Here is a 24,659-nt window from a genome sequence, read left to right as displayed (position 1 = left end):
GCTCTTCCAGTTCCAAAATCCCCTCCGTTACTTTTACCCTTTTATCAGTTTTTCAAGTTCATCTTATATAGTTCCGAAATACATGATCTATCTTCAGTTCATTCTTTTCGAGGCCGTAAGCTTACGGTAGATATATCTGCCGAAGAATCGGGCAGCCAGATTGAATACCAATATCGTAATTACGAGCACAGCTGAGGCTCCGGCAGCAATTTGGGCAGCATCCGGTGCAAGTCCTTCACTGTTGATCTTCCAAATATGCACAGCCAGTGTTTCTGCCGGGCGGAAAGGATTCAGTGGTGAAGTGGGACTGAGTGGATTCCAGTTATGAAAATTCAATCGCGGGCTGCTCATTCCTGCGGTAAACATCAATGCCGCTGCTTCTCCGAATACACGCCCAGCTGACAAGATGGTACCAGTGATAATGGTCGGCAGTGCGACTGGGAATAATACCGATGTTACGATTTTCCACTTGGACAGCCCTAGTGCAAAGCCGGCTTCCTTCTGTTGCTTCGGTACGGTGCGGAAAGCCTGCTCCGTAATCCGGACCATCAATGGTAAATTGAATACCGTTAAAGCCAGAGCACCTGAAACCAAGGAGAATCCGAGATTAAAATAGTTCACGATGAGCAACAATCCGAACAATCCGACAACTATGGACGGGAATGAAGATAATACCTCCACGATCAAGCGGATAAACCCTGTTATTCTTCCTGGTCGTGCATATTCAGCCATATATATCCCAGCACCTAAGCCGAGTGGTACAGTGATAAGTAAGGTTAGTAATAGAAGATAGATCGAATTGAAGAGCTGTGGACCCACGCCTCCGCCTGCACGGATCTTTTGGGGTGCTGAAAATAAAAAGTCCAAACTCAGATGACTTAAGCCCCGCATTAGGATGTATCCCAATAAACTCAACAGAATACCTACAATAAGTAAAGCGAAGAATACGATAACACCTGTGGCAATCTTATCAACCGTTCTAGGCTTCAAATCTTATTCCTCCTTTCAAGAAGTCGGACGAGGAAGATGAATACAAAGGTCATCAGCATAAGAACAAGCGCCATACTCCACAGCGCATTATTGTGTGCTGAACCCATTGTCGTATTTCCCATACCGAGTGTAATCACACTTGTTAAGGTAGAAGCAGATTCGAATAGTGACCGCGGGATAAACGGTGCATTTCCGATGACCATTTGTACGGCAAGAGCTTCACCAAATGCGCGCGCCATCCCCAAGACGACACCTGTCATAATAGCCGGCAGAGTTGTCGGAATAATCACACGGGATATCGTCTGCCATCTAGTGGCCCCAAGCGCAAAGGATGACTCCTTCAAATTTTGCGGTAAAGAAGAAAGCGCGTCTGCAGCCACGCTTGTAATGGTAGGTAAAATCATAACAGATAATACAAGCGCGCCTGCAGCAACCCCGATACCCTGACCGGGAAATGTATTGCGTAGAAACGGTACAATTACACTAAGACCGATGAAACCATACACCACAGAAGGAATACCTGACAGCAGTTCGATAACCGGCTGCAACAGCTTTTTGCCCCATCCGGGTACAATTTCAGTCATAAAAAGTGCAGCGCATATACTTAGTGGACTGGCAATAAGTGCAGCTAGAAATGTAACCAGAAAAGAGCCAGCTATAAATGGAAATGCGCCGAAAGATGGAGTTTCAGCTTCTGGAGACCATTTCGTACCGAATAAAAATTGAGAAACCGTTACATCCCCGCTAATAAAAGTAGAAACACCTTTAGACGCTACAAAATATACCATCGATATTATAATGACTACCAATAGCAGCACACAAAAGGACATATAAGAACGCCCGATAAAATCTTCAATATGATGTTTTTCGAAACGTGATTGTTTTAATTTACCCCTCAAGAAGGCTCCCTCTTTCTAAAGTGAAAAGAGAGGCAGAAGTTTCCGCCTCTAATCACATGAAGTTCTGATGAATTTTAGCATAGAAGTTGTATTTACTTGGTTGTTACGTTTCCTTCAAGATCCCGTGAGACCTGCATTTTTGAAGCTGGAATGTAGCCGAGTTCTACAACATCCCCAGTTTGTACTTCATCAGTCATAAAGTAATCAAGGAAAGCTTTCACTGTTTCATTAGGCTCACCATTGGTATACATGTGTTCGTATGCCCAAACCGGATATTTACCGGAAATTACGTTATCTACTGAAGGTTCAACACCATCATAGCTGATAGCTTTTACTGAATCATCAAGATAGGACAATCCCAAGTAACCAATTGCACCCGGAGTTTCTCCAATCATTTTCTTAACGGTACCGGATGAGTCCTCTTGAATAGAGCCTTGAAGATCTTCAGTTTTCATGCCAAGAGCAAAACTCTCATAAGTAGCACGAGTTCCGGAGCTGCCTGGACGGTTGATGATTTGAATCTTTTGATCTGCACCGCCAACTTCTTTCCAGTTCGTTACTTTACCTGTGAAAATATCAACCAGTTGTTGCTTCGTCAGACCATCTACACCTGTCTCCGGGTGAGTTACTGTAGAAATCCCTACAACAGCTACTTGATGATCTACCAGAGCTGCAGCTTTATCTGCATCAGCATCTTTTAATTTCTCTTCTGCGAATACATCAGAGTTACCAATGTCTACTTGCTTCTCAGCTACCTGAGTTAATCCAGTTCCGCTTCCTCCACCTTGTACTTGAATATCCACGCCCGTGTTTGTTTCCATGAATTTCTCAGCTACCTGTTCAACCAACGGTTGCAAAGCTGTTGAACCGGAAGCCAGAATGGAACCACTAATATCTGCACCGCTGCTAGCTTCTGTTGGTGCATTTGTAGCTGCTCCATTGTTACCGCCGTTATTTGTCGTAGTATTATTTCCACATGCCGCAAGTGCGACTACACTAGTTAAAGCCAAAGTCATGATCCATGATTTTCTAAATTGCATTGTTTTTTGTCTCCCCTTTAAAGTATTGTGTCGCTTCTGACTCTTCTTATTCTAGAGCTCGTTCGTCAGATAAAAGTCATAGTTATGTAAAACGAAAGATAAATAATCTAATACAAATTGTATAATGTTATAGATATAATCTATACTCAGAAGACAATAAGTTAGTATTGCGTTGATCTTATGGAGGTATGACGATGAACTACACGAAATTGCATATTCTTGTTCTTATCGAAAAGTATAAGAAAGTTACGGATGTCGCTGCAGAACTGGGATTGAAACAGCCGACAGTAACCTTTCATATGAAAAGCCTGGAAAGCGAGTTGGGCATCCCTTTATTCCAATATAGAAGCGGCCGGGTATTGTTAACGGAAGCCGGAAGAACCCTTTATCAATATGCTGTAAAAATTGTCTACCTTACTGCGGAGGCCGAACGAAGTATTAAACAATTCACTTCGCCTTTCGATGGAGAATTGGAAATGGAAGCTGGATTTATCCCTGGAACTTATCTTCTGCCAAAAGCAATCTCACCATTCATGAAATCGTATCCTGGATCGAAGTTGTCTTTAACAATTCAACCAGATGCACTGCTTCGAGAACGTTTACGACTTCAGGAAATACATTTCGGCTTGCTCCATAGTGTGGATACTAGCGACAAATCCTTTAACTACCAGCTGTTAGATCATGAAGATGCTGTGCTCATTTATGCTCCCGGTCACCCTTTTGATGGGAAACCTGACCTCACAGTTGAACAAGTGGCAAGTGCTCCTTGGGTACAACATGCTGAAGGTTCCTCACTTCGTACGATCGCGGACAAATGGGCTCAACTGAATCAGGTACGCTTATGGAACCGGACGGAGCTCAATGCTCCGGAAACGCTCAAAGCGATAATTAGTGAGGGTGATGCAGTAGGAATTTTTTCGAAAAAGGGTATTGAATCGGAGTTATCCTTAGGGCGTTTACGATATTCTGATTTGCCGGGAATTCAAACGGAGTTCGGCGGGTTTATGCTGGCGTGGCGGAAAGACTATGCCCTCTCTCCGCTTCAGCAGGCTTTCGTGCAGATGATTCAGACTGAAACTAAATAAAACAAACTATATCAGATTACGAATTAAAAAAACCGGTAAGTCTCCAGTCACTTCTAGCGACTTTTAGACATACCGGTTTATTTTTTCTCTATTTTTCTGTTCAGCTTTTCCCTGCTACTAAGGTAAACGTCTTAGGAATGCCTTTGTCATATACATCGGAGGATAGATTAGGCTCCTCAACCAGCTTGTTAATAATAAGACCGCTGCCGGCTGCTGCCGTAACGATTTCGCCTAATGTCCAGCGCCGCCAATACACGACACTCTGCTGTCCCCCATCACCCGCGGTACCAGATGTGGATGTAGGTAAATATTTGGAATAGGACACTTTCTTTTCTTCTAGGCCTGTGTCGAAATAATCTCCAGTGACTTTATGTTTGCGGACTTTAGCCGTAGAGCCCTTGGATGAAATCAGCTTAGTGGTTATAGGGTGGAAATCCCGCAGTACAAAGATCCCTCCAGGAGCTAGTAAGCGATAGGCTGTATTCATAAACAGTCTTAGATCGGTAAAATAATGAACAATCCCCTGTTCAGCAAAGACAATATCATATGAACCATTCAAGGTTTCTTCCGGTAGGTTCAACACATCCGATACGATGTATGTTAACGGGATTCCTGCCTCTTCAGCTAAATCCGCAGCATACCGGGCATTGGCCTCCGAGAAATCCGCAACCGTAACTTCAGCCCCCAGCAAACCAAGCGCAACAGCTTTCATACCGTTTGAACCCATCAGATTCATGATCTTTTTTCCGGATACTTCTCCAAAATATGTGGAAATCGGAAATAGCTTATTAGCAGGATCTTTGCGCAGTTTGGCTGCTGCTTCAGCAGGTGTCCCGAAGCGGCTGGTCCAGGCGCTGTATGTATCTTCATTCCAGAGCTCTTCACTGCTGGGGCCCGCTTCTTTCCTGAAGTCCGGTTCATTCTCTTGATTATGTTCTTTCATGGTTGTAACCCCTTTTTCTAAAATTCACTTATGAAGCATTGTCTAGTACAGGAGCGATATCTTTCCCTTTTTTGCGTCCTGCATATAAATAAGCCGCCAAACCGCACATAACCAGCAAACTTCCTGTCCACTGTAGACCTGTTAATTGTTCACCCAGCAGTAAATAAGCAAGAATACTGGCACCAACGGGCTCTCCCAGAATATTCATGGAAACCGTCGTAGCCGAGACAAATTGCAGCAGCCAGTTAAATAAAATATGACCGAATACGGTCGGAACTACAGCCAAAAGCATAAAGATCCCCCACTCACGAGGCGGATAGTCAAAGAAGGGGATGCCCATGAGTAAATTGTATATAGCAAATACAAAAGAAGCCGAAATAAAGACGATTAGGCTGTATAGATAAGAAGGCATGCGGACGACAACCTTTTGACCAATTAGCATATGAACCGCCACGGCAGCCGTTCCCCCAATAGATAATATATCACCTTTTAGGTTATTCGCAGAAATACCTATATCTCCCCAGCCGATAAATATCACACCTGCAATAGCAATTCCCATACCCAGGAGGGCAGATACAGCTGTCTTTTCTTTGAACAGGAAATAAGCACCCAGCATAATAAAGACTGGTTCCAAAGCCATAATCATAGTAGAACTCGCTACGGAAGTGAATTTCAAAGAGCCCATCCACAGCAAAAAGTGCAAGGCTAACATAATACCTGAAGCTATGAGCATAATCCAATCCTTTTTACGCAAAGCAAATAATGCTCCGCTGTAAGGTCGGGCAAAAGGAAGCATAAGCAATGATGTGAACAATAATCGGTACATGCCTTGTATAGATGCGGGAGCAGCCGACCATTTAATGAAGATAGAGGAAAATGAAATAGCTACAATACCGATCATCATAAGTACGGGAACAGGAATAGTTGAGGGTTTACGGTTCATGAAAAGGGTTCCTTTCAGACGTCTTTAAAGTCACTTATGATAATGTAACTCAGATGACGAAAAAATGCAGCCCTTTTCATGAAATACTTTTACCTAAAAATTTTCGGACCTCTGATTCATTTCAAAACTACTTTCCACCTTAGATTCAGTCTGTAGTAGGGGTGCGTACATCATGAGGGCATGGTTTTCTGTGATAAGCTCATCTCCCGCCAGCTCTCCGAACCGAGTGAGCTTTTTGCGTCGGATACTATTGCTGCGTATATAGCCACCCCAAGGCTCAAGATGGATGAGATGGTCACTTTCATAGATTTCAAAATGATACAGCGGGTTTTCAGTACTTCTCCATTCTCCATGGAGGTGTGAATCATCCAGCCACAACTTAAGCTGATAAGTGCAGTCCGTATGATTCATCAGCTGCAGATCCAAATAGTTATATGAGCAAGTAGCCCCACTTCCGAAGGGCTGAGTACGCTGTTCATCAGGGAACACATCGTAGCTATGTCTATGACGTTCAGTTACCGTTAAAGGTGTATGTAATGTCATCCAAAAGATTAGATTGGACAGCTGGCATAGACCTCCGCCTACACCGGGACGAAAACCTCCGTAGTGAAGCACCATCCCATCCAGATACCCTTTGCGTTTAGTAGGTTTGCCTATACTTCTCCAGTAAGAAAATCTCTCACCCGGGCGAAGCATAAGACCATCCAGTTGATCTACAGCTATACGCAGATTCGTTATTTTATTATATTGGAGCTGCATGTCGACATTGCGGAGGCTGCGCAGTAAAGGAGTAGAGTGCGTGAAGACTTCATGTTCTAATGGTTCGTCAGTACGAATCGTTGCCAGTTTACCTGGTTCAATACCCATTACCCAGCTTAGGTACCTCTTCCATGTGAAATACCGTTTTCCGGCGAAGAGTCTCCATTTTGAGCGTTTTCTGGGCTTCATGGCATTAAATGCTCTGCTCATCTAGAACTGCACCTCACTCTCCTTTTGGAGGGTTACAAATCTGCCTCCCAGTACTTTATTATGATGATCTATGATCTCTTTGCTGCTGATATGGGGTTGATCAAAGGTACTATGAGCATCTTCTACTAGAATACTTGAGTATCCCAAGCTGTAGGATCTTCTGCATGTCGTATCTAAACAAAACTCGGTTTGCATGCCCGCAATAACCAGTTTATTAACACCAAGCTCCTGAAGAACATCATGCAGAGTAGTAAGATGAAATGCATCCCAAGTAGGCTTTTCAATAATAACTTCACCTTCTCGCGGGGCTATTCTACTGCTAATTTGCCAGGTAGGTGTTCCTTTTGTGTATTCTTCATCGGATGTATGTTGGATGTACACAACAGGCACTTCAGCACGGCGTGCTTTGGCAAGCAGAGAAATGATACTTTCCATTACACCAGACTCATTATGTAGCTTCATATCGGGATACGAAAACATAGCTTCTTGAACATCAATAATAACTAATGCAGATTTCCCCTCAATCATTCATATACACCAACCTCATCCTTATTTTATAAAGAGTATATCAAAGACAATCTCCCTAATCATCCTTAAATAGTTACAATTAAAATAAAAAACCCGTGATTTCGGTCCATATCGGGACATTCCAAAATCACGGGCAGAACTTTAAACCTGTTTATTTCATTAATTTTTGGATATCATCCTTGATCTGTTCGGATTTAGGGCCAAATACAATTTGTACGGCGCCTTGACCCAATCTCATAACACCCGAAGCGCCAAGTTGTTTAAGCGCGGAGTCTTTTACTGCCTTCTCATCATTAACGATAAGACGCAGACGAGTGATACAAGCATCGATATTGCGAATATTTCCTGCACCACCGATGTTTTCAAGAATTTTAGCCGCTCTGGAAGCGTCAGAGATTTTACCTCCGCCTGTATTTGTGTTTTCAATTACATCGTCGTCCTCATCATCTTCTCGACCCGGAGTTTTCAAGTTGAATTTCACGATGATAAAGCGGAACAGTACATAGTAGAGAACAAAGAATGCAAGACCCACAGGGATCAGAATCCATGCATTGGTGGATAGCTTCATGTTAAGCAGGTAATCGATCAACCCTGCAGAGAACCCGAAACCAAGTTTAACATCTAGCACATACATAAGAAGTCCAGCAAAACCAGTCAATAGAGCATGTATTATATAAAGCACTGGTGCTAGGAACATGAAGGAAAACTCTAACGGTTCAGTAATACCGGTTAAGAAGGAAGCGATTGCAGAACCGATAAAGATGGACGCGACCATTTTCTTTTTCTCGGGTCTAGCCGTGTGAATGAATGCAAGTGCAGCACCCGGTAATGCGAACATCATAATTGGGAAGAATCCTGTCATAAACATACCCGCAGATTTATCTCCGGCGAAGAAGCGCCACAGATCTCCGTGTACTACTTCTCCAGCAGCATTTGTGAAATCACCGATCTGGAACCAAGCAATCGCATTGATAACATGATGAAGACCAAAAGGAATCAAGAGACGGTTAGCCGTACCGAAGATAAAGGCTCCAGTAGCTCCGAGACTTACAACCCATGTTCCAAAGTCACTGATAACATCTTGAACAGGGCTCCATACCATACCGACAACAACAGCCAAAACCATTGTAGTCACTGCAGTAATGATAGGTACAAAACGTTTGCCGGCGAAAAATCCGAGCCAATCCGGCATTTTAATATTATGAAATCTCTTATACAGGTATGCAGCCCATGCACCGGCAAAGATACCGCCGAGTACACCCATGTTCAACTTAACGTCGTCACCGATGAATGGGATCTGTGCTGGAATGACTTTAAGAATACTATCTAGGATTTGGTATGCAATCAATGCTGAAAGTGCTGCAACCGCATCACCGGCAAATCCGATAGCTACCCCAATTGCGAAGATTAATGCTAAGTTGCCGAAAATTGCACCTGCACCCGCATTCAGAAAGGGAGAGACATAACTATTTAGGAATCTGCCTGCAGCCCCTAAATGGAAGTCTTTCTCGTAGTTAATCAGTGCGAAACCTTGTAGAATGGCTGCTGCTGGTAATGTTGCTACCGGAAGCATAAGTGACTTGCCTAGCTTTTGAAGAAAAGCCAACATAATTAATCATCCCTTCAATTCATAATAGTGAAGCTCTATAGGGTTGTTGCTTTGAAACCGATGGTAAGAATATTGTCCTTGCTAGAAGTTACCTGACCATAATGCTCTTCCACCTCGAAGGTGAATTCCTCACTGCTGGTTACAATTACAGGTGTAATGGTACGCAAGCCCGCTGCACGAATAGCTTCCAGATCAAACTCAATCAGTGTTTGCCCTGCTTTGACAATGTCTCCAGTGGCAACATGGCTTGTAAAAGCGCTTCCCTTTAAGCTCACGGTATCGATACCGATGTGCAGGAGCAGTTGCAGACCAGATGGATGCTCCAGAATCACGGCATGACTTGTTTTGACGATATGTGCAACTGTTCCATCAAAGGGCGCAATCAATTTCCCTTCTATAGGTTCTATGGCTATTCCCTTACCCATATGTCCGCCTGCAAAAGTTTCGTCTGGAACTTCTGATAGCGGCACGGATTGCCCACTCACTGGAGCTATTACCTTGATGATATATTGCTCAGTCTGTTTCTCTGCTTTTTTGGATTTCCATTTGGAAAACATAGTTGTCACTCCTAACCGCTGCTATTTGTTTTTCTCTAAGGTCTGGAATAAGCGGCGCAAATGCATGGCAAGGAAGCAAATTTCTTCTTCCGGAACTTCTGCACCCAAAGTATTATGCATAACCTTCCCTAGCTTCTGGGCCAGCTTATATTCCTCTTTGTACTCTTTCTTAATATGTTTTACAAAAGGATTGTCAACTAGTGATCCCTGCAAAATCCGTTCTATCGAAAACCTCAGATGAATCATCAGTCTAACGTGATTCATACTTCCTTGTTCAAAAGTGATGTTACGTTCCTCACGGATCATATCAATCAGCTCGCTAACAATGTTAGAGGCTTTCACCAATTGCCCAATCGGAACATTGCTTAATGCTGAGTATACGTGATAGGTGAGAAAACCGACCTCGTCTTCAGGGATTTGAACCTGAAATTCTGCACTGATCTTTGAGGCTGCCTTGTAAGCGATCTCAAATTCCTTCGGGAAAGTCATTTTGGTTTCCTGAAGGAAGGGGTTGACAATGTCCATTCCGCTGCGCAGACGGAAAATGGTAAACTGGATGTGGCTTGGGAGGGCCAAATAAATTTTGTCATTCAACTTACCGGGAAATTCACTGGCGATATCTGAAATGATTTCATCGGTTATTCTCATCACCTTAGGATCAATATCCTCCAGCAGAATCTGATACTGACTCCACTCTTCACGATCTTCTAAGCGAAACAGCTTTTCTATGCGATGATCGTTTCCTTCAATAACTCCAGAGCCTTTTACTGCAAATCCGATACCCTTGCCGATAATGACATATTCTTTTCCGTTCTTCCCGCCTTGAACCATCACAACATTGTTCCCGATAACCCTTTGTACCTGAAACTGCTCATTTTCCCTTCCCAAGTTCTCCCCTCCTTCCACTCATTGTCATAAGATAAGTTTACACAAAAAAGAGCCAAGGCAGACTCAATTGAATGAATCGTTCCTTGGCTCATGCCCTTTACGGTAACACGCCACTAACATATAAATGATCATTTATGACATCATCATAAATCATAGAGTATAATCTCGTCAATGGTATTTTTTAAAAGTCAAGTTTACTAAACTTAATATTATTCGGAGCGAATATCAAACCATCTGCACATACGGGTGACCACCTCTTTGATCAATACAGGTTTGCCCATGAAATCAGTTGCACCGGCAGATAGACATTTCTCCCGTTCTTCCTTCATCGTTTTAGCCGAAATCGCTATGATCGGGAGCTCCATAAGCTTGAGTTCTTCTCGTATAATACACAGGGTATCGTAACCGTCCAGATTCGGCATCATGATATCCAATAGTACCATTTCCATGTTTGGATATTCCCGAAGAATTTGTAGGCACTCATAACCACTGTGAGCGGTCAACAAATTCATATCATACGGTTCCAAGCCTTTTTCCAACGCAAAAATATTACGTTGATCATCATCAACAAGCAATACTGTTCTACCTTTGAGTTGTTGATATTGAGCTTCTGTAACCGTATCGAGATCGGACTCCTTATGGATACCCTGAACTTCAACAGCTGCCGCAGCTTCCTGGTACGTCCTAGAAGGTGACGATGAAGGTGATGTTTCCAACTCACTTTCGTTTTCTCGGCAAGGAAGGTACAAAGTAAAGGTACTGCCTTCATTCTGAATGCTCTCCATGCTAATATGTCCACCAAGCAATTTGGCCAGCTGCAGTGAAATAGAAAGCCCTAAGCCCGTACCGCCAAACTTACGTACAGTTGAACCGTCTGCCTGCCGAAAGGCTTCAAAGATCAGTTCGCTTTTCTCTTCGGATATACCGATACCGCTGTCTTTCACAGCGAAAGCTAAGAGCGGCGTTTCCGAGATGAAATTTGCCGATGAGAAGGAATTCAATTTCGTAACCGCAAGCTCTACACAACCCTCTTCTGTGAACTTAAAAGCATTAGATAGCAGGTTACGCATAATTTGGTGAAGACGCATTTCGTCTGTATAGAACAAATCAGGTACATCCCGGGCTATAGATACAGAGAATTGCAGATTCTTCTTCTCGGCTGTTTTATCAAAATAACCACTCATCATAGACGGAAGTTCGGTCACATTCACAGCATCCATCTCCACGAGCATCTTACCGGCTTCGACCTTTGATAAGTCCAGAATATCATTAATTAATCCTAGCAAATCATTACCCGAAGAATGAATAATCGCAGCATAATCCTGTTCCTCAACACTCAGCGTCTCGTTCCTATTCTCAGTTAGCAATTGTGAGAGAATAAGCATGCTATTCAAAGGTGTGCGAAGCTCATGGGACATATTGGCCAGAAACTCGGATTTGTAACGGGAGCTCTGCTCCAACTGCTCATTATATTTTTCTAGTTCGATCGCCGCATTCACAGCTACAATTTTTTGAGATTCCAGCTCACTGTTTAGAACTATCAGTTCACTGGTATGGTTTTGGAGCTCTTCAGACTGTACTTGAAGCTCTTCAGATTGCACTTGGAGCTCTTCATTCATGACTTGGGATTCCCCGTACAACTTCTGAATTTCCATTCGAGTAGTCACAGAATTAATTGAAACCGCCATCATATTTAACAGCTGATTTAAGAGTTCACAATGGTAGGCTGTCCACTTGGTTAGCGATGCTGCTTCTACGACAGCAACGACGTGATTCTCAAAAACTACGGGAGCGATCACAGCATATCTAGGTGCTGTCTGTCCCAGCCCTGACTTAATACTGATATAGTCCGTTGGTAACTCGTCAACCACAATCATTTGTTTATCAAGAGCACACTGTCCTACTAGACCTTCACCTAACTTTATTGGGGTGGATAAAACAGTCTTATCACCATTCCCTTTTCCAGCATAAGCATAAATCCGTTCCATTTCTTCTTCATTAGTTAACATAAATATGGCTCCGTACTGCATTTCAAGTATAGAGGCCAGCTTATTCATAAATATGCGGCACAATGAAGAAATATCTGCCGTTTCCTGCAAAGCGCTAGACATATGATTAATCTGATCACTGCTCCATTGTTCCCTTTCTATTGTATCCAAAAGTAGATTGGTAGCTTTGCCTAGATCATAAATTTCATCTCGAGTCCTAACTTCAATGCGTTCACTCATATTCCCGCCGACAGCAATATTGTTAATGGCTTTAGTTACAAGTCTTAAAGTACCGACAATGCTCTTAGAGATAAAAATGGAGGCTCCGATAGCTGCAAGAGCAACCAAGCCCCACAATACATACATTGTGATGAAGAGTTTATGATTACTTTCCGTAAGATTAGCTATCCGATTCATGGTCAAGGCCATTTCATTACTGCGAAAATACTCAGACTGGTTACGTATCAAATCAAATATGGCTTTCCCTGTGCCGTCCTTAAAGTAAGTTCTTAACTCTTCCTCTTGACCCGTTCTTTTAAGGTCAACAGCGTATTGTCCGCCTTGTGAAATCCATTTTTCGATCGTAGCTTTTATATTGTTCAAATTCTGAATCTGTACAGGGTTATCCCGGATTAAGTAGTTGAGTTTAGCATAATTAATACGCCATTTAACGATCCCATCATTATAAGGAGCGAGATATTCCAGATTACCAGTGATAGCATAACCTCTCATCCCTGTCTCCATATCTAGTAAATTCTTTTCGATGAGGTAGGTAAGTTCATGAACCTGCATATCGTGGCCGCTTAGAAAAGTAGTTTCCCGTTCCAAATCCACTATTCTGCCTGAGACTATGAGGAGAAAAACACCTAACAGGAATAAAATGACAAAGTATCCGAGTGCGATTTTCCCGCGAATTTTTAGGCTCCATTTGTTGTTGTCCGTCAAAGTCCTACCCTCCATAACTGTCTAATCTTCAACGTATACCATTAATAATACTAGATGCTGGTATTTAAGTTAGCAAGTGGGCTTTAGAACTATAGAAAAGGGACTCATTAATATTTAAATTCTTCGGTTTCTAGAATCTTTTCCTTTAGCTGCTTCAGATTCATCTCCAATTTAAGAATTGATTCTTCCAGTATTTTGGGATCAATGCCTTTAACTGAAGGTACTACACTCTTAGCAGATCTCAAATCCCGCAGCTCTAGTTGCTGCTCCTGCCATTTATCCATAAGATCAGCAATTGTTGCATAAAATCTCTCATAATCTTTGATCACACTATCCAGAAATGTATCTACTTCCTCCGGATCATAACCACGTAGCTTTAATGAAAACTCCTTCTCATGTATCGTCAGAGCATCGAGACCAATACCTAGCTGGTGAAAGAGTTTTTTCTGCTTATCTAATCTGCGTATCATGTGTTCATCCATCTTAAATACCCCCATATGTATGCTACTTCCCGTTAGTTATATCCATTATAACAGTACGCAGAGAACCTGAAAATATCATTCTAACAATTTAAAGATAAAGTGAATCCCGGGACACCAGCTGAAGGGCGTTCCGGGATTGTTGAAGTGCAGTTAAAAATTGTCATATACCGCCTTATTTAACATCCCTAGACAACGGTCTAGGTCAGTCTTAACCTGTTTCTTATATAGCTTCGCCTTCTCTGCCCCGTCTGGGGTGAAATGATAGAGGACAATCTCCTGAAAATCGACTTTGGGGTCATTCCCTTTCAACTGCTTCGTCCGATATAAAATGCCCTGTTGAACTAATTCATGCAGTGCTCGATAAATCTCGCTTTGTGGAGGTGAATAGCCGTGACTTCTAAAATCCCGTCGTAAATCCTCAAGCATCTGATAACCGTATCCGCGATGCTTTTCCACCATTGTAATAAGATACACCTTGATAAAAGCCCGCTGGGCAATCATAAACGCCATATGGCACCTCCTTGGATATTTCTACCTTTATCCTCATCATACTCTAGTAATTCACTATTTTTCAAGTTTCACAATATGAAATTTTGGTAGGGTGGCACCCATTTTTCCTGATTGATTTGTTACTTGGCAGAGTAGACTGATGAATATTTGTGAGTGTAGATAAGTATGTAATTTGGATTTTCTATTGTGAATTTTTCATATGTTGAAGGATTGTATTCTTTCCCTCAGTTGGTTGAAAATACGATCAGCAATAAAGCTTAACGAGGCGCAAAAAGAAAAGACAACATCTCTGCGAGTAGCAGAAATATTGTCTTTCTTGTGGAAGGATAGGAGAAGCGAGTCCGTCCCATACTTCAATTACGGATGAATACTCAAAACAATGATTTTACGGTTGATCCTATCTTTTTTAAAGAAAAAACTCATATATAAGGATTACTATTTAGAATTTGTCACGGTTATATAGATCTTGATCCGTATTAGCGTTCATGGAACCCCGGTTACCCATTGCATTTCCGACGGTTGTCTCATCGGCTATGACATCCGGATTCGCTGCTCCTCTATCCACTGGAGTAGTATATCTATGAGCATTCAACGAGCGGTTGCTGCGGAATACATCATATACATCTGTTCCACGGCCGTTATCATCTACCAGCACAAGGATTTTGCCGCTGTCAACGTAGTCTTCATATTCTTTGGCTTCGTCTTCCGGAATTCCCAGTCCGATTAATCCGCCAACCAGCCCGCCGGCACCCGCGCCAATGGCTGCTCCTGTTAATGTAGCAACAATAGGTCCTGCTGCTAAAATAGGTCCTATACCTGGAATTGCCAGCGCACCGATACCTGCCAACAAGCCGGTAACTCCGCCTAATACTCCGCCTGTCGCCGCACCAGTAGCTACACCCTCGGGCGCCATGGTTCCGGTCTCATCGGAAATATTTCTCAATTCATCCCGATCACGTGTAATTACTGAAATCTCTTGATTAGTGAAGCCCTGATTTTGTAGCCCTTCAATTGCTCTGGTTGCCTCTTGTTCTGTATCGAAGATTCCTACGATTTTTTTATTCACTTGAAGCCCTCCTTCGTAATTGTGGTACGCTACATTATTACCCCTTAAGCGCAAGACAAAACACTTAGGAAGAATTTTAAGTATATCTCGGCCTCATCTTCCTCGCATTTACTTTACAGGTCTAGTCCGATTTGTGGGTATGGCCTGTAAGGGATCATCCGGCCAATAATGCTTAGGATAACGGCCTTTCAAGTCCTTTTTCACTTCAAAATAAGTACTCCGCCAAAAGCTGGCCAAATCAGAGGTGACCTGCATGGGACGTCTTGCCGGTGATAATAAGTGAAGAACTACTGCGATCCGACCGCCGCCCAACATGGGGGTGTTGACCTGCCCGAACATTTCCTGAAGCCGTACGGCCAGAACCGGGGCTGACGGATTCTCGTAATCTACAGGAACTCTTGACCCGCTCGGGACTGTAATATGTGTGGGCGCTTCCTTGTCCAGCATCTGTCGCTGGTTCCAATTCAACATTCCCTCCAAAGCACGGCTTAGAGGGACACGATTTAGATCCCGCAAGCTGCGCATTCCCTGAAGAAAGGGCTTCAGCCACATATCAAGCGAACCGATAAGCGCCTCATCTGACATCTCCGGCCAATCTTTTCGTAAGGCATGCATAAACATCATCCGCTGACGCAGCTGTTGAACACCCTTCTCCCATGGAAGCACATCCAAACCTTTTTCAGCTATAACTTTCAAAAGAACCTCTTCTATTTCTTCCGGCGTAGGCCGATTATGGCTCGTTTCTTTTAGAACAAGACTTCCAAGCATTGTACGGCTACGGGCTTTTACACTGCTGCTTTCCGGGTCCCAGTAGACCTCTGCTGCTTCCGTAATGTTATCGGCATGATACTCCAACAGTTGAGTCTCCTCCAGGGCTGCCGCCAGCATGATTTTGCCTTGGGTTACCTTATCATCAACCGCCGCGGCCACAATATAGTGTGAACGCTCCAATGGCTGTCCTTTGCTCATCGCAGCTCCGCGACCGCCGGATAGGACAAACGCTCCCTCCCCGCGCTTCTGCCCGATCCGGTCGGGATAGGCAAAGGAAAGCAGCAGCCCGATTAGGGAAAGATCAACCGGAGAGGACATGGAGAGCCGATCCAGCGTGGACGGTGATTGCCGTTCCGGGGAGGACAGCGAGTGTCGCTCTGGGGAGGACAAGGGATGAGTTGCAGTTGCGGACCCAACGGTCAGCAGCTGCTGGAGAAAATTGCGGCTCTCGCGCTGAATCACGCGCAGAGCCGCAGGGTCCACTCCGCCCGCGTCGGCGGCGGAATGCTCATAGCGCAGCAGCGACTCCACGCGCAGCGTGAGGTCGCAGTCCAGCGTGGCGGGACCCCGGAACGGGTCCCGCTCGCCGAGCAGCGCCGCCAGCCGGCAGGCGAGCGGCGCGGCACCAAGCTCTAGCGCACGCAGCAGCATGTGCGCGACGCGCGGGTGTGCCCCGAGCGCGGCCATGCTGCGGCCGTGCGGGGTGATGGCGCCTCGGGCATCCAAGGCGCCAAGCTGGCGCAGTAGCGCAGCGCCCTGCGCAAAGGGCGCTGCGGGCGGCGCGTCCAGCCATTGCAGCGCGGCGGGATCGCGCACGCCCCAAACCGCCAGCTCCAAAGCCAGCTGCGCGAGGTCAGTCTCCATGATCTCCGGAACATTATCTTCCGGAAGACGATGGTGCTCCTCCTGGCTCCACAGTCTGTAGCATACGCCGGGTGCAGTACGTCCCGCACGTCCTCGCCGCTGGTCTGCCGAAGCCTTCGACACCGGCACCGTTTCCAGACGCGGCATCCCGGTTCTAGGTGAGAATACCTGCGTTCTGCGTAAGCCTGTATCTATTACCGTACTTACACCTTGAATGGTTAAGCTTGTCTCCGCTATGGAGGTAGCAAGTACCACTTTGCGTTGTCCTTGGACAGCTGCTGCTACTGCTGAATTCTGTAATTCCTGTGAGAGTTGACCGTACAAAGGGCGCAGCACAGTCGAATCGGGAAGCATACTCAACTCCAGCTCCCGTTGGGTACGGCGTATTTCACGCTCACCAGGCAGGAATAACAAGATATCTCCTGACTGCTCGGCTAACGCTCGGCGGACAGCAGCTGAAGCCTGTTTCTCCAGAGGTAAGTTCCCTGAAGCAGGCGCATAAATGGTCTCCACAGGGTAGGTTCTTCCCGGACAATCCACAACCGGAACACCGCCAAGGAAGTCTGATACCCTATCTCCATCCAATGTCGCGGACATGATGAGAATCCGCAAATCTTCACGAAGTACCGATTGGGCCTCCAATGCAAGAGCAAGCCCCAAATCAGCATGCAAACTGCGTTCATGAAACTCATCAAAGATGAGCAGTCCCACGTCCCCCAAGGAAGGATCACTTTGCAGCATTCGGGTCAGAACGCCCTCTGTCACCACAACAATTCGTGTGTTTTTGCTTACTTTAGTATCCATACGCATGCGGTAACCTACAGTTTGTCCTACACTTTCACCTAGAGCGGCCGACATAAATACGGCCGCTGAACGGGCTGCGAGTCTCCTTGGCTCAAGCATAAGTATGCTTTTTCCTTCAAGCCATGGTTCATTTAGAAATGCGGGCGGGGTTGCGGTGGTTTTTCCGGCACCGGGTTCAGCTATTAGAACTGCGGCCCGAGAGGATCGCAGAATATGTATCAACTCAGGAAGCACTTGCATAATCGGAAGGTTATCCATCTAATCTCTCCATCAACGGTTAATTTAATTGGGACACCTGTAATCATGGTCGAAACCTTCACAAAGATCAAGAGACTTCGTACAGCATCAACAAAAAGAAGGCATCTTCTAAGTCTTTTCAGACTTTGAAGACCCCCTAATTATTAACAAATGATTCTACCTTAGTTTATGATAACCTTGTTCACCATAAGGGGACAACTTCTCCATCCACTTTTCCTCCAGATCAGGCAGCACTTTTTTATATTTCTCAAGATCAGATGCATCTAGTACAAAATCTTCCTGCGGCTTAATCAGCTCTAAGACTTCATACCGAAATGCATCCTTCCCATACCTCTTCCAGTCATTCTGCAGCTCCTTATTCATATGTCCGCCCAAATCCAGCGTGAATATATGCTTGTTCCAGACTCCATTCAGGTTCATAGCGCTTCCTACAAAAGATTTGCCATTCAGAGTATTTAAAAGCCTGTAGACTCCCATCTCCCTGTGGGAATGTACATAATTATACGAAAGTTCCTTACGTCTCGATTTTTCCATGTTTCCTATTCTCTCCTTTATCATTCGGTCTTCTATAATCCTTCGCTCTATAATTTCACCCAATAATAACTTCCGTCTTCCTCACGTTCCAACAACCCGTAATCGATCAGATACCTGCGCAGAGTTACATAATCTGAAAAGGCCTCGCTAAGAATCTGGTTGACCTCCTTCTCGTTGTACTCCCGACCGGGTTCAAACCGCTTGATTAACTGACGCAGTATCGCTGCCTTGCGCTTTTGCTTCTTCGGAAATTCAGATATGGGGCCCTCTGGACCCTGTTTGAAGTATGTTTTAATAATCTCGGCATTCTCTTCCTCCGTGATGGCGAACCTTTCATCAACCATTGAGGCCGAACGCGGTATAGTGACAAAAGAGGAGGTTACCGCAGGTTTCTCTTCAACAAGATCTATCACAGCCAGAAATAGCTTCGCTTGCTTAGCCTTCTCACGCAGAGAGAACCGGTGATTTCGAACGGTAGAAGTACTACCAATTCCTAGCCCCTTTGCAACTTCTCCGTCATTCTGACTCTGATGAAAAGCATGCAATAATCCTTTCTGCAGGTCGGTCAACCCTGTTAACTTCTTATCAAGGCCGAGTAGCCATTTGAACATCCCACCGTGAACACGCTCCACATGAACGGAAGCAGATTTCTCCGCGTCATAGAAGAGGTTGCCTTCCTTATGGATAACTCCCTTTTCAAAAGCTTCTCCGCACACCAGACATACAAAATAACCAGAGTATTCCCTAACCTCATATACAAAACCTGTCTTTAATTCTTCTATGGAAGCATTCCAAAACTTCTCCGAAATGCTGACTGCCTCGGTTCCTTCTGACATTCAATCACCCACTTCTATTTATATAGACATATTATCATTTTGTTTACTTTTTAACAACCATTACAGTAATTTGTTTACTTTTATTACTTATCAATAAAAAAAACACTGCCAAGAGCGCAGTGTTCACCAATCGTGCTTTAATTACAGTTCTGCAGGCGTTAACCTCTTTTGCAAATACAATTCAGCGGAAGGCGAGGAGACTCCGGTCAGCATATCCCGCAAGATACGGGCCAGCACCATACTATATACGAGCCCATTATCACCGTATGCATTAAGGAAGGTACAACGGGGAAATTCGTCGTAGATTCCGAGGATGGGCAAACCATCGTGAGTCCCCCCGTAAAAGGCAGCCAAATAAAATTCCGCCTCCACCTGAATATTAGGAAACCGCCGATTGAGTTCCGTGAGTAGTTGATCTTTTTTTCGATGAAGATGCCTATCCCGTTCCTCTGCTATGGTAGTTGTCTCATCCAACCCTCCGATAATAATTCGGTGGTCTGGAGTGGTTCGAAGATAAATATAGGGACGGGCGGTCTCCCAGATCAGTATTCGATTCGGCCAGGAAGAAAAGTCAGCAACGGGTTTTGTTACTAAATTATAACTACTGGTTAGTACGGCGTTCTTATCTGGCTTTATTGACTGATTCGCGTACCCGCCCGCAAAAATGACATGTTGAGCTTTAATAGAATGGTGATTAGTAGTATAAAAAATCACTGCATCCTTCTCTTGCTTATGACCCTTCCATTCGGTTTGCTCGTATAGGCGAACTTTTCGGGTATGTGCCGATTCAAGTAGACCCAGTGTGAACTTAATAGGGTTCAATTCACCGTCATCATGGTAATACAAGGCTCCCGGAGTTTGGATCGGATATTGCTGTATAACCTGTTCACCTGTCCAATAATCCACCTTAAAACCGTGCTTTTGAAGAAGCGTTAACTCCTCCTGCAGGGTCGGAACGTCCTCTTTAGAGCTGGCATAATATAGACTGTCCCTACGCAAAAAATCAGATGAGAACGGCAGCGTGCCGCAGACAGTCTCAATTTCACCAATCGCTTCCTCACAAAGCTTCAGATGCTGAGCAGCCTTGGCTTCTCCAAAGGTATTTATGAGTGGGCCGAACATTTTATCCCCGGCATATTGGATTAGTGCGGTATTTGCCGCGGTACTGCCTGTCGCAAATCGTCCTTTATCAATTAATACTACGTCCAGCCCTGTGTCGGCAAAATAATGGGCACATTGAGCACCTGAACTCCCCCCGCCCACAATAAGAACATCACAGCTGATATCCTCTTCCAGCCCGGGATAGGTTCTAGGGTTTGGGTAAGTGGTTGGCCAATACAGTGTTCCGCTTAGCAAGTCCATTATGAATTCCTCCAGATATAGAATGCAGGTAGTATTTGTTCCCTAGTACATACACATACGAAAAGAAACAAAAAAAAACCCCGCTTCTAAAATTTAGAGGGGGATTGTTCTTATCTGATTTTGGCTAGTGCAGCAATATCTTGATTTTCCAAATGAGTTCGCGGGTAACCTTGGGTTACCGAATGAACCATGGCAAGCCCTACTTCATGTAATGTAGTTACATGTTTGGGGAAAAGAGATCTTAATAAAGGGTACATCCAGTTTATTGCATAATAATAGTTATGGGTTTGGGTCAGTCCCTTAATGGGCTTAATGAAGCCTGGACGGAACATATAAGCTCTCTTGAAAGGCAGCTTCAGCAAATCATTTTCTGTCTTCCCTTTTACTCTTGCCCACATGCTGCGTCCCTTTTCTGAAGAGTCTGTACCTTCTCCACTTACATAACAGAACACCATTTCTGAATTTTGTCTGGACAGTAGATCTGCCATATGCAGCGTAAGATCATAAGTTAAGTGTCTATAGGCTTCTTCTTTCATACCGGCGGAAGACACCCCTAGACAAAAGAAGCAGGCATTATAACCCTTTAACTGCTCCTCTATTCCTGACATATCGAAAAAATCATTATGTAGGATTTCAATCAGCTTGGGATGCGTAACTCCGCAAGGCTTTCTGTTTATAACCAGTACTTGTTCAACCTCAGGATGTTGAAGACACTCGTGGAGTACCCCTTCTCCTACCATACCTGTAGATCCTGTAATAATCGTTCTAACTTTTCCTTGAAGGGTACTACGCTTAAGTGACATATTTAAAAACCTCCTGGTTGCCATTAAAGGAATGAAGCATTTGCTGCTCACAAGCAATAATGACTATTCAGTTATGTTAAATGATCGTTCAATTAATTTCAAGGAACAAAACATCTGTATCCATACTACCTCAATCTTTGAATACAGATGTTTGTTTACCCTTAGACTTATGCTCTAAACCCTTAGCTTAATAAAGACTCCGCACCGTCAATAACGATTTGCGCTCCCGTAATATGAATGGATTCATCAGAGGCGAGGAAGGAGACCAGTTCTGCCACGTTCTCCGGTTTACCCGGACCTTCAGCCAGCGGCTGTGCCCCCTCCGGAAATTCAATCGGAATAACGATTGCCTCCATGTCTTGACTCATTTCCGTACTTTCATCAATATTAGTAGAAATGGCACCCGGGCAGATCACATTGACTCTAATCTTGAATTTGGCTAACTCTAATGCAGCCATTTTGGCAAACGCCACCTGTCCAGCCTTTGTCGTACTATAAGGAGACCAGCCAAAACTGGCAAACCTCGTGTTTCCGTTAATGGAGCTGGTGATAATAATACTGCCTTTCCCTTTGCTTTTCAGATGAGGAATACTATATTTCACGGTTAAAAACATTCCGGTTAGATTAACGTTTATCGTATGCTGCCAATCACTCAGACTAAGCTCCTCAATAGGGCCAACTGCACCATTTATACCCGCATTAGCAAAAACAATATCCAATCCTCCAAAATGCTCCACCGTTTTGCGAACAGCTTCTTCCATCCGCTTCTCATCCGAGGTATCCACATCAACAGCAAGTGCACAATCCTTACGAAGCTTGTTCAGCTTCTGCTCCAAGGCAAAGGTACGATCATTCACTAGATCAAATAAAGCAACGTTGGCGCCCTCTCTCGCCATCTGAATCGCTGTTGCTCGGCCAATACCGGAGCCCGCACCTGTAATAATGGCTGTTTTTCCCGTGAAGCGCTGTTTCTTGGCTATGTTTGGGCTCATATGTAAGCTCTCCTTTCACATCCATGCTAATGGCTATGCTTCAAGATTACCCCAAAGACCCTTCATTTTAATCATTCCATGCTAAATTTGCACTGAATTTGTGCACCTTGCACGCAGTAAAGCCCCGAGATCGATATCCGGGGCCGTGATCACACACATAGCTTTAGTGTTCCAACTGCCGCACATCTACCTTCACTGTAAGCTTGCCGGGACCGCCGCGATAGACTCCTTTTACGGGAACAATATCCTTGTAATCCCGTCCATGACCCAGCTTAATGTAACGCCAGTTCACTTCAACATTATTAGTAGGGTCAAACCCTAGCCAACCGGTACCCGGAATGTGAGTTTCCACCCAAGCGTGGGAAGCCTGTTCGAAATTCGCATTCCCACCTTGAAGATCCCCTACAAAGTGATAACCGCTTACGTAGCGGGACGGTAATCCTACACTTCGGCAGACAGCGATCATTAAGTGTGCGTAATCCTGACAGACGCCACGCTTAAGTTTGAGTGCTCTTTTGACTGTTGTGTTGACACTTGTAGCTTCAGGATCATAAGTAAATTGTTCATAAATGGTCGAGGATAACCGCTTCGTCCACTCGTACATATCTTCTGCCTCGTCAAAAGGGTGCTGTGAAGCAAATTCGACCAGTTCAGGGGTTACCTCAGTGTAGCGTGTAGGAAGGATGAATTCGATATAACGGTTTTGAAACTTCTCGTCATTCAGTGTAGAGACCTGCTTCTCCAAAGGGAGGCGGGGTAGATCCACACCCTGCTCCTTATCCAACGTAACCACTGTCGCTTTGGTGTGAATAATCATTTCTTTATGCGGCTTGTTCACCGAATAAGCATGAACTCTGTTGCCAAAGAAGTCCTCATACGTAAGTAGATTAGCCGGCGGATACACTTCCACCTCATGATGATAGCAGGATTGCCTGTAATTAGTTCGCGGCGTAAGCCGGATCTCATTGACACTGTCTGTAACAGGTTCCGGGTAGCTGTAAGTGGTTGTGTGATTGATTTGGATCTTCATGCCGAGATTCCTTCGCGTCGAAAAAAGGCGCCTTCCATCGTTTTACCCAATCTTAAACAGGATTCCATTAACGACTTCAACACTTCTTCTACTGAATCTTCAGACATATCTTCCTTTTCCATATAATCCAGATCAGCCTTGATCTTACCCGCCTGACGGATAACCTTCTCATGTCCGGAACCTTTCTCTGAGGAGTCCAGTTCCAGCTTCGCCAAATGCTCCTCCAGCTTATGGAAGGAGAATCTCACCGAACGCGGGAAAGATGAATTCGCAATCAGGAACTCCAAAATCCCCTCAGGTGCAAAGGCATCTGCATAATAATAACGAAAGGCTTGATAACCACTGACCGACTTCAAAACGGCTTGCAGTTGAATATAGATTCCGGGATAATCTTTATCTTTGCAAGATGAAGTAACAGCCTGCAGAATCCTTGTTGTATTCTCCGCCCGCTCCAGAAAACGTCCGCTCTCAATAAAATGCCACTCGTTTCCCCGAAGCATAACGGATTGTTCAGTCCCCAGAAACATGGCCGCCCGGTCTTTAATCTGACGGTAGAATTGATGGGGTCCCTTCATAATATCAGCTACAGAGCATTCCCCAAGCCAAAGATTGAAGCTGTTAGCAATATCCCACAGCTCACTTGGCAAGTGCTGACGCAAGGTACGGAGATTGTTACGGGCTTGATGCACACAGGAGAATATAGAGTTAGAGTTCCCAAGATCCAGCGTGATGAAGGATAACACATCCCCTTCCGAGAAATTCTCGAACTGCTGCATATATTCTTGTCTAACCCCTAAAGCATCAATCAATCTGGACCACTTATTACCTTCCTCTTGAAAGTCCTCTTCCTGCTGAATATGATAATGAACATCTATCAAACGTGCATGATTCTCTGCCCGTTCAATATACCGGCCTATCCAAAACAAAGCTTCCGCATTGCGATTCAGCATCGTCAGCCACTCC

23 protein-coding genes are annotated in these 24,659 nt (G+C 44.5%); 1 reads left to right on the top strand and 22 read right to left on the bottom strand.

Annotated elements, in window-relative coordinates; all coding sequences use genetic code 11:
- Positions 1-93 precede the first annotated feature (93 nt).
- From pstA to PWYN_RS19320, 3 genes are all read right to left on the bottom strand, one after another.
- Positions 94-990: a phosphate ABC transporter permease PstA gene (pstA, locus tag PWYN_RS19330; RefSeq protein WP_036655334.1), complete on the bottom strand. Its 897-nt coding sequence runs from the start codon at positions 988-990 to the stop codon at positions 94-96.
- On the bottom strand, positions 987-1,889 hold the full coding sequence (pstC, locus tag PWYN_RS19325; protein ID WP_036655331.1) for a phosphate ABC transporter permease subunit PstC: 903 nt from the start codon (positions 1,887-1,889) through the stop codon (positions 987-989). Before pstC ends, pstA begins: the two co-directional genes overlap by 4 nt.
- Positions 1,890-1,981: 92 nt before the next feature.
- Positions 1,982-2,929, bottom strand: coding sequence for a phosphate ABC transporter substrate-binding protein PstS family protein (locus PWYN_RS19320; RefSeq protein WP_036655329.1), 948 nt, complete (start codon positions 2,927-2,929; stop codon positions 1,982-1,984).
- 194 nt (positions 2,930-3,123) lie between these two features.
- On the opposite strand from PWYN_RS19320, the gene PWYN_RS19315 reads away from it, so the two are divergent.
- On the top strand, positions 3,124-4,014 hold the full coding sequence (locus tag PWYN_RS19315; RefSeq protein ID WP_036655327.1) for a LysR family transcriptional regulator: 891 nt from the start codon (positions 3,124-3,126) through the stop codon (positions 4,012-4,014).
- A 100-nt stretch (positions 4,015-4,114) separates the two neighbouring features.
- On the opposite strand, the gene PWYN_RS19310 is transcribed toward PWYN_RS19315, so the two are convergent.
- The 19 genes from PWYN_RS19310 to PWYN_RS19220 form a co-directional block, all read right to left on the bottom strand.
- Positions 4,115-4,957, bottom strand: coding sequence for a class I SAM-dependent methyltransferase (locus PWYN_RS19310; protein ID WP_036655325.1), 843 nt, complete (start codon positions 4,955-4,957; stop codon positions 4,115-4,117).
- A 28-nt stretch (positions 4,958-4,985) separates the two neighbouring features.
- Positions 4,986-5,900 carry a DMT family transporter gene (locus tag PWYN_RS19305; protein ID WP_036655323.1) on the bottom strand — a complete coding sequence of 305 codons (915 nt, stop codon included), beginning with the start codon at positions 5,898-5,900 and terminating at the stop codon, positions 4,986-4,988.
- Between the two features lie 93 nt (positions 5,901-5,993).
- The gene (locus PWYN_RS19300) at positions 5,994-6,869 is read right to left on the bottom strand and encodes a VanW family protein (RefSeq protein WP_240479792.1); all 876 of its coding nucleotides are present in this window, start codon (positions 6,867-6,869) and stop codon (positions 5,994-5,996) included.
- Positions 6,870-7,397 carry a cysteine hydrolase family protein gene (locus PWYN_RS19295; RefSeq protein ID WP_036655320.1) on the bottom strand — a complete coding sequence of 176 codons (528 nt, stop codon included), beginning with the start codon at positions 7,395-7,397 and terminating at the stop codon, positions 6,870-6,872. It abuts the gene before it with no gap.
- Positions 7,398-7,548: 151 nt separating this feature from the next.
- Complete coding sequence (nagE, locus tag PWYN_RS19290) at positions 7,549-9,006, bottom strand: N-acetylglucosamine-specific PTS transporter subunit IIBC (RefSeq protein WP_036655318.1); 1,458 nt, start codon at positions 9,004-9,006, stop codon at positions 7,549-7,551.
- 35 nt (positions 9,007-9,041) lie between these two features.
- Positions 9,042-9,563, bottom strand: a complete 522-nt coding sequence (locus PWYN_RS19285; protein ID WP_036655316.1) for a PTS sugar transporter subunit IIA — start codon at positions 9,561-9,563, stop codon at positions 9,042-9,044.
- Between the two features lie 21 nt (positions 9,564-9,584).
- A complete protein-coding gene (locus tag PWYN_RS19280; RefSeq protein WP_036655314.1) occupies positions 9,585-10,451 on the bottom strand; it encodes a PRD domain-containing protein in 867 nt (288 codons plus the stop codon).
- 209 nt (positions 10,452-10,660) lie between these two features.
- Positions 10,661-13,384 carry a CHASE3 domain-containing protein gene (locus PWYN_RS19275; protein WP_052088167.1) on the bottom strand — a complete coding sequence of 908 codons (2,724 nt, stop codon included), beginning with the start codon at positions 13,382-13,384 and terminating at the stop codon, positions 10,661-10,663.
- A gap of 107 nt (positions 13,385-13,491) precedes the next feature.
- Positions 13,492-13,866, bottom strand: coding sequence for a DivIVA domain-containing protein (locus PWYN_RS19270; RefSeq protein WP_036655312.1), 375 nt, complete (start codon positions 13,864-13,866; stop codon positions 13,492-13,494).
- Between the two features lie 150 nt (positions 13,867-14,016).
- The gene (locus PWYN_RS19265; protein ID WP_036655310.1) at positions 14,017-14,376 is read right to left on the bottom strand and encodes a replication termination protein; all 360 of its coding nucleotides are present in this window, start codon (positions 14,374-14,376) and stop codon (positions 14,017-14,019) included.
- A 439-nt stretch (positions 14,377-14,815) separates the two neighbouring features.
- Positions 14,816-15,442: a general stress protein gene (locus PWYN_RS19260; protein WP_084146793.1), complete on the bottom strand. Its 627-nt coding sequence runs from the start codon at positions 15,440-15,442 to the stop codon at positions 14,816-14,818.
- 108 nt (positions 15,443-15,550) lie between these two features.
- Entirely contained in the window at positions 15,551-18,139 is a 2,589-nt protein-coding gene (gene hrpB, locus PWYN_RS19255; RefSeq protein ID WP_036655308.1) for an ATP-dependent helicase HrpB, read from the bottom strand.
- Between the two features lie 156 nt (positions 18,140-18,295).
- Entirely contained in the window at positions 18,296-18,673 is a 378-nt protein-coding gene (locus tag PWYN_RS19250; RefSeq protein ID WP_036655306.1) for a GIY-YIG nuclease family protein, read from the bottom strand.
- Positions 18,674-18,720: 47 nt separating this feature from the next.
- The gene (locus PWYN_RS19245; RefSeq protein WP_036655304.1) at positions 18,721-19,509 is read right to left on the bottom strand and encodes a DUF2087 domain-containing protein; all 789 of its coding nucleotides are present in this window, start codon (positions 19,507-19,509) and stop codon (positions 18,721-18,723) included.
- Between the two features lie 141 nt (positions 19,510-19,650).
- Positions 19,651-20,871: an NAD(P)/FAD-dependent oxidoreductase gene (locus PWYN_RS19240; RefSeq protein ID WP_036655302.1), complete on the bottom strand. Its 1,221-nt coding sequence runs from the start codon at positions 20,869-20,871 to the stop codon at positions 19,651-19,653.
- A 110-nt stretch (positions 20,872-20,981) separates the two neighbouring features.
- On the bottom strand, positions 20,982-21,674 hold the full coding sequence (locus PWYN_RS19235; RefSeq protein WP_036655299.1) for a Rossmann-fold NAD(P)-binding domain-containing protein: 693 nt from the start codon (positions 21,672-21,674) through the stop codon (positions 20,982-20,984).
- A 182-nt stretch (positions 21,675-21,856) separates the two neighbouring features.
- Complete coding sequence (locus PWYN_RS19230) at positions 21,857-22,666, bottom strand: SDR family oxidoreductase (protein ID WP_036655297.1); 810 nt, start codon at positions 22,664-22,666, stop codon at positions 21,857-21,859.
- A gap of 163 nt (positions 22,667-22,829) precedes the next feature.
- The gene (locus tag PWYN_RS19225) at positions 22,830-23,696 is read right to left on the bottom strand and encodes a transglutaminase family protein (protein WP_036655294.1); all 867 of its coding nucleotides are present in this window, start codon (positions 23,694-23,696) and stop codon (positions 22,830-22,832) included.
- Complete coding sequence (locus PWYN_RS19220) at positions 23,693-24,646, bottom strand: alpha-E domain-containing protein (RefSeq protein WP_036655293.1); 954 nt, start codon at positions 24,644-24,646, stop codon at positions 23,693-23,695. The genes PWYN_RS19225 and PWYN_RS19220 overlap by 4 nt, the downstream gene beginning before the upstream one ends.
- Between the last annotated feature and the right edge of the window lie 13 nt (positions 24,647-24,659).

The sequence above is a fragment of the Paenibacillus wynnii genome (assembly GCF_000757885.1).
GTDB lineage: Bacteria > Bacillota > Bacilli > Paenibacillales > Paenibacillaceae > Paenibacillus_AQ > Paenibacillus_AQ wynnii.
Note: the sequence above shows the minus strand (reverse complement) of the source record. Positions and strands in the feature narration are given on the sequence as shown.